The following is a 6,357-nucleotide window of genomic DNA, read 5'->3' on the forward strand; positions in this document are numbered from 1 at the left end:
GGGACGAGCGCCCAGGTCTGGCAGTTCATCGCCACGGACAGCGGCCACTACAAGGTCCAGGCCGAGAGCGACCGGGCCCAGGGCTGGGACGTCGCCGGCGGTCCGGGCGCCACCGCGGATGGCGTCAGGATCCACCTCTGGCGCAACGTCGTCAACGTCGACAACGAACTGCGATTCCGCAGCATGACCGGCGGCTTCGAGCTCAAGAAGGCCGAAGAGTCCACCGCGACGCGGTTTTCCGGCCTCGTCCAGGAGCGCGACGCCGACCAGTTCGCGCGATTCGAGGTCGAAGTGGAGCCGGCGGAGCCGCACCGCATCGTCCGGCTGGACCTCCGAGCCGTCGCCCGGCCGTCCGAATTCGCCCTCCCCCGGCTGAACGAGAGCGATCTGGGCGCGGCGCTGCGCGCCCGGCTGGAAGCGGACACCGCGGCCGACAAGTTCGCCGGCGCGGTGATGGTGGCCCGGAGCGGCCAGACGATTTTCAGCGGCGCCTATGGCCTGGCCGACCGCGACCAGAAGATTCCGAACAAGCTGAGCACCCGCTTCCGGATCGGCTCGATGAACAAGATGTTCACGGGGACGGCGGTGCTGCAGCTCGTCCAGGCCAGCAGGATCAAGCTGGACGATCCGCTCGGCAAGTACCTGACCGATTATCCCAATCAGGACATCGCCGCCAAGGTGACGATCCATCAGCTACTGACGCACACCGGCGGCACGGGCGACTTCTTCGGACCGGAATTCGACACGCATCGCCTGGAGCTGCGCACGCTTCAGGACTACGTGAAACTCTTCGGCCAGCGCGGACCGGCCTTCGAGCCAGGCAGCCGGTGGGCATACAGCAACTACGGCATGTTGCTGCTGGGCGTGATCATCGAGCGGGTGACGGGCGTCAGCTACTACGACTACGTCCGCGACAACGTCTACAAGCCGGCCGGCATGGTGGGGACGGGCTCGCTGCCGGAGGACGAAGTCGTGCCGGATCGTTCCATCGGCTACATGAAGCGCGACGGCGCCTGGAAGCCCAATACGGACACGCTGCCCTACCGCGGGACGTCGGCGGGCGGAGGCTACTCGACCGTCGAGGACCTGGCGAGGTTTGCTTCCGCGCTCACCACCCACAAGCTGCTGAACGCCCAGTACACCGAGCTGCTGACGACCGGCAAGGTGGACACGCCGGGCGGCGGCAAGTACGCCTATGGCTTCGACGAGAGGATCGATCAGGCAGTTCGCTCCTTCGGTCATGGCGGCGGCGCGCCGGGCATGAACGGCGACCTGCGGATCTACCCGCAGTCCGGCCATGTGATCGCGGTGCTGTCGAACGTGGATCCGCCCGCCGCCGGCCGGATCTCTCAGTTCATCAGCAACCGGTTGCCGGCCGGGCGCGAGTAGGAGACCGCACATGCCGCTACCGGGCCGGGGTCGGCGCGACGTCCTCCGCGCGTCGGCCGCGCTCCTTGCCGATGTGCTGTTGCCCCGGAGTGCCGCCGCCGCGAGCGACCGCCGCGAGAATGCGAACCGCGCGATCGTCGTGACGTTCGGCGGCGGCGTGCGCTGGGAAGACACGTTCGCGCCCGAAGGGTGGCCGAACATCCCTCACCTCGTATCCGACCTCGTCCCGCAGGGGCTCTTCTATCCCGAGGCGCGCTATGAAGGCCTGACCGGCCACTTCAACGCCACCGGCGCCCTGGTCACGGGCTGCCTGCAGAATCTCGACGCCTACGGCAGCGAGGCCCCCATGACGCCCACCGTCTTCGAGTGCTTCCGCAAGGAGCGGCGCCTCCCGCCGGAAGAGGCCTGGGTCGTGGCCAGCAACAAGAGCTTCGGCCTCCTGGGCGGGAGCAAGCTCCGGGACTGGGGCGATCCCTGCGCGGCCAACGTGATCCTGCCCAAACACTTTCTCATCGAAGCGGTGAAGTCGGCCGTCGCGACCGACGCCGGCCCCGGCGTCGAGGATCGCCAGGTCCTCGCCGACCGGATGGTGTCCGCCCTCGACGAAGGGTACGAAGGCTTCGGCTGGAGGGTTCACGAGTCGGGCCGGGCCCTGGGCAAGGAGGTCCGCCAGAGCCTCGCCCGGTCGCTCCTCGATTACTTCAACGATCCCCTGGTCCCCACCAGCGGCGACGAACTGACCTTCTTCATGACCAAGGAGATCATGAGCCGGCTCGCGCCCTCCCTCGTGCTCGTGAACTTCTGGGACATCGACGTCGCCCACTTCGGCGCCTACTCGCTCTACCTGGAGGCGATCCGGCGCACCGACCGCCTGGTCCACGGCCTCTGGCAGCACGCCCAGTCGCTGCCGCGGTACCGCGGCCGCACGACCTTCATCGTCGTCCCGGAGATGGGGAGGGACGGAGACCCCAGCGGCAACGGGTTTGCGAACCACCGAAGCGGCGACGAGTCGTGCCGCCGGCTGTGGCTGCTTGCGGTGGGAGCGGGCGTCCCCCGGGGACTCGTCTCGGAGCGGCCCATCCGAACGACGGACGTGGCCCCCACGCTGGCCCGCGTGCTCGGCTTCAACATGCCGGTGGGCGAAGGCCGGGCCCTGACCGAGCTCGCTTTTTGAAGGTGGCATGAAGCGCGCAACAGCGGCGGACGCGGCGTCCCTGCTCCGGGAGCACCGCGATCTCCTCGCACGACTGCCCCTCACCTTCCGGGCCTTCATCGGTGTCGAGGCGGAGAAGTGGCCGACGCTCTTCGCGGCCGAGAAGGCCTACCTGGGCGCGCTCCTGGAGAGCCTCGCCCGCCCCCCCGCCTCGGCGCTCGTCGAGGCGTTCGCCGGCGTGACGCGCCTCGAGACCGAAGCCGGCTGTCGCGACGTGCGAGGAAGCGATCCCCGCCAGATCCAGGACGCGACCCAGGGCCTGCTCCGGCGGAAGGGCCTCCTGCCCCGCTGGAGGCACGAGGTCGACGAGGTCTTCCGGCGCCTGCAGCCTCAGATCGACGAACGGCTGTATTCCGCAGCGCCGCGACGCCTCGTGGTCATCCTCTACGGGCAGGGGATCACGATCCAGCGGGACAAGCTCTGGAGACGGCTCCGCGGTCTGGGGACCCGGGTACCCCTCCGGATCGAGAGGCCCCCGACGTCCGAAGCCTTCCTGCGCGCGCTCTTCGGGGCGAGCGCGAAGGAGACGATCTTCTCGGCGCTTCGCGACTCGGCGGGACACGGCCCCCACGACGCCTGGATCGTGGAAGCGGGCGAGTCGCTGCACTCCCTGTGGGGAGCCGCCGCGGGGGAGGGCCCGGCTTACGCCACCGGCTTGAGCTACGCTCGCCTCCGCGCCTACCGGGAGATGCTGACCCGGTCCCTCTACCAGAGGGTGCTGAGCGGAGTGTCGGGGCCCCAGGAGCTGGCCGCCTACGCACGAGAGCTGGACATCGGCCCGCCGGAAGGGTCGCTTCTCCACTCCGACGAAGTGGTGCGGGCGTTCATTCGCGACGTGTTCCTGGGCGGGAACGGGACCCTGCTCATCAACAACACATTCGTCGAATGGGCCTGCGTCCAGGCCTTGAAGCGTGCGGAGCCACGCCTGCTCGTGGCCCGCTTCGGCGTCCGTGACAAGATGAAGCCCTTCAGCAGCCTGCTGCTCTTCTCGAGCCCCCGTCCCACCGACCAGGTCCCGATCCTGGAAGACCCCTTCGGCTCGTTCGTCGACGTCGAGCAGCTCTCCTACTACCTCTGGCTCAACGCCGAGAAAAGCGGGGCCTACCGCAAGAAGACGCTCTATCTGCTCCTGGCCGAGGGCGTCGATGAGATGCTGGCCATAAGGTCCGACGATGGCCGCGCCCGCCCAGATCTCCCGGAAGCGAGCCTGTCCGACGTCGGCGTCACCATGGCCCAATGGCTGGGAGCGTCGCTGCCGCCGTCGTCCGGTCAACCCATCATGGCTTTGGTCGCTCCGCCGGCGACGTAGAATGCGTTCGTTGTTCTTGATGCTGCTGTTCGTCGGCCTCACCTCCGAGGCCTCGGCCCTGCCCGCGCAGGGATCGGACGACCCCGCCACCTTCGAGACCGTCGTCAAGCCCTTCTTGTCGAAGAACTGCTATCTGTGCCACGGGGACCGGCTCAAGAACGCCGACGTGGACCTTCAGGCGTACGAGACCCCGGCGTCGATCACCCGGGACCCACAGACATGGGAAAAGGCCGTCGTGAAGATGCGCACCCGCCAGATGCCCCCCCCGCCCTTGAGCCCTCCCAGCGAGGCGGAGATCGCGGCCATCACGGGGTGGATCGAGAATGAGCTCGAGCGCGACCTTCGCCGGGCCAGGCCCGACCCCGGGCGGGTCACCGCCCGGCGGCTGAACCGGACCGAGTACGACAACACCGTGCGCGACCTGCTGGGGGTGACGCTCCGCCCGGCCGCCGACTTCCCGCAGGACGACTCCGGCTACGGTTTCGACAACGTCGCCGACGTGCTCTCGCTCTCCCCGGTGCTGATGGAGAAATACATGGCCGCCGCCGAGAGGGTCGCCCGCGCCGCCCTCTTCGGCCCCGGGGAGCTCAAGCCCACGCTGGTCCGTCTGCAACCGCCGGGGGCGAAGATCGAGCCCCGGCCGACACCCCTCGTCGACTACGACGTCACGGGCCTCAGCCTGCCCAACGCTCTCCACGTGACGCATCGGTTCCCCGTGGAGGGCGATTACCTCTTCCGCGTCGTCCTTTCCGGCGCGAGGCCGGCGGGCTCGGAGCCGCTCGAGGTCGGCCTGTGGATGGATGGCCGACAGGTCGAGGTGCAGTCTCTCGACCCGGAAGGGTACGGATCGTTCTACGTCGAGAAGCAGGACTTCTCCGGCAAGACACGGGAGTTCCGCGCGAAGGTCTCGGCCGGTGATCACTGGATCGCGGCTTCGATCGTTCGCCTGTACGAGGGTCTGCCCGTGAGCTACGGCGGGCCCAACCCCGCGAAGAGGCCGCCGCCCGCTCCGCCGGAGTTCAAACCGCGCGAAGGCCTCTCGCCCGAAAAGGTCGCCGAGGCCCGGAAGAGATTCGAGGAGATGCTGGCGGAGAAGACGCCCGCGAACGAGGCCCGGGTCCGTCACCTGGAGGTCGTGGGGCCGTTCGACCCCGTGAAAGGACCCTCGCGGGCGAGCCTCGAGAAGGTCTACGCCTGCGGCCACCTCCACGGGGGACACGGACCGGCGTGCGTGCGCCGGATCGTGACCAGCCTGGCGCGCCGGGCCTACCGCCGCCCGGTGTCGCCGGGCGAGGTCGCACCCCTCGTGCGCCTGGCATCCACCGCCCGGAACCAGGGCGATTCCTTCGAAGAGGCGGTCAGCCTGGCCGTGCAGGCCATCCTGGTCTCGCCCGATTTCCTGTTCCGCATCGAGAAGGACCGTGCGGCCGATCCCGACACGGGCCATCTCATCGGCCCGCACGAGCTGGCCTCCCGCCTGTCGTATTTCCTTTGGGCGAGCATGCCCGACGAGGAGCTGATGCGCTGCGCGGACGCGCAGGCCCTGCGCCGGCCGCAGGTCCTGGCCGCGCAGGTGCGGCGCCTGCTGAAGGACGAGAAGTCCCGCGCCCTCGTCGAGGCCTTCGGGGGCCAGTGGCTGCAGTTCCGGGCCCTCGAGTCGGTGACCCCCGACCGGGAGCGTTTTCCGAGCTTCGACAACAACCTGCGCCTGTCGATGCGGCGAGAGACGGAGCTGTTCTTCGAGACGATCGTCCGGGAGGACCGCAGCATCCTCGACCTGCTCGACGCCCGATACACCTTCCTGAACGAGCGGCTGGCCCGGCACTACGGCATCGCCGGGGTCACGGGTCCGGAGTTCCGAAGGGTCGACCTGGCCCTCGTCGGCCGGCGGAGCGGTGTGCTGACCCAGGCCAGCGTGCTGACCGTCTCGTCTTACGCCACCCGGACTTCTCCGGTGCTGCGTGGGAAATGGATCCTCGAGAACCTCTTGGCGGCCCCTCCGCCCGATCCGCCCGCGGGAACACCCCGGCTGGACGAGGCCAGGATCGGCGCCTCGGGGTCTCTCCGGCAGCAGATGGAGGCACACCGGACGAACGCGACCTGCGCGGCCTGTCACTCGAAGATGGATCCGCTGGGCTTCGGGCTCGAGAACTACGACGCCATCGGGGCCTGGAGGAGCGAGGACGGGAAACACCCGATCGACGCTTCCGGATCGCTTCCCGACGGCAGGTCGTTCCGGGGACCCGACGACATGAAGACAATCCTCAAGGGCGACCGCGACGCGTTCGCCGTGGCCATCACCGAAAAGATGCTCACCTACGCCCTGGGCCGCGGCCTCGAGCGGTACGACAAGAGGACGGTGAAGGCGATCGCCGGCCGCCTGGCGGCCCGACAGTATCGTTTCTCGGCGCTGGTCGAGGAGATCGTCAAGAGCCCGCCGTTCCAG

Annotated in this window: 4 protein-coding genes; all 4 read left to right on the forward strand. The window is 68.9% G+C overall.

Annotated elements, in window-relative coordinates; translation table 11 throughout:
- On the forward strand, nucleotides 1–1,389 hold a 1,389-nt coding region (locus tag VGV60_12025; GenBank protein ID HEV8701990.1), incomplete at its 5' end, for a serine hydrolase.
- Between the two features lie 10 nt (nucleotides 1,390–1,399).
- On the forward strand, nucleotides 1,400–2,563 hold the full coding sequence (locus tag VGV60_12030; protein HEV8701991.1) for a hypothetical protein: 1,164 nt from the start codon (nucleotides 1,400–1,402) through the stop codon (nucleotides 2,561–2,563).
- 7 nt (nucleotides 2,564–2,570) lie between these two features.
- The gene (locus tag VGV60_12035; protein ID HEV8701992.1) at nucleotides 2,571–3,911 is read left to right on the forward strand and encodes a hypothetical protein; all 1,341 of its coding nucleotides are present in this window, start codon (nucleotides 2,571–2,573) and stop codon (nucleotides 3,909–3,911) included.
- A gap of 1 nt (nucleotide 3,912) precedes the next feature.
- Nucleotides 3,913–6,357: DUF1592 domain-containing protein (locus VGV60_12040; protein ID HEV8701993.1), on the forward strand; the 2,445-nt coding region annotated here is incomplete at its 3' end.

Source organism: Candidatus Polarisedimenticolia bacterium, from assembly GCA_036001465.1.
Taxonomy (GTDB): domain Bacteria; phylum Acidobacteriota; class Polarisedimenticolia; order Gp22-AA2; family Gp22-AA2; genus Gp22-AA3.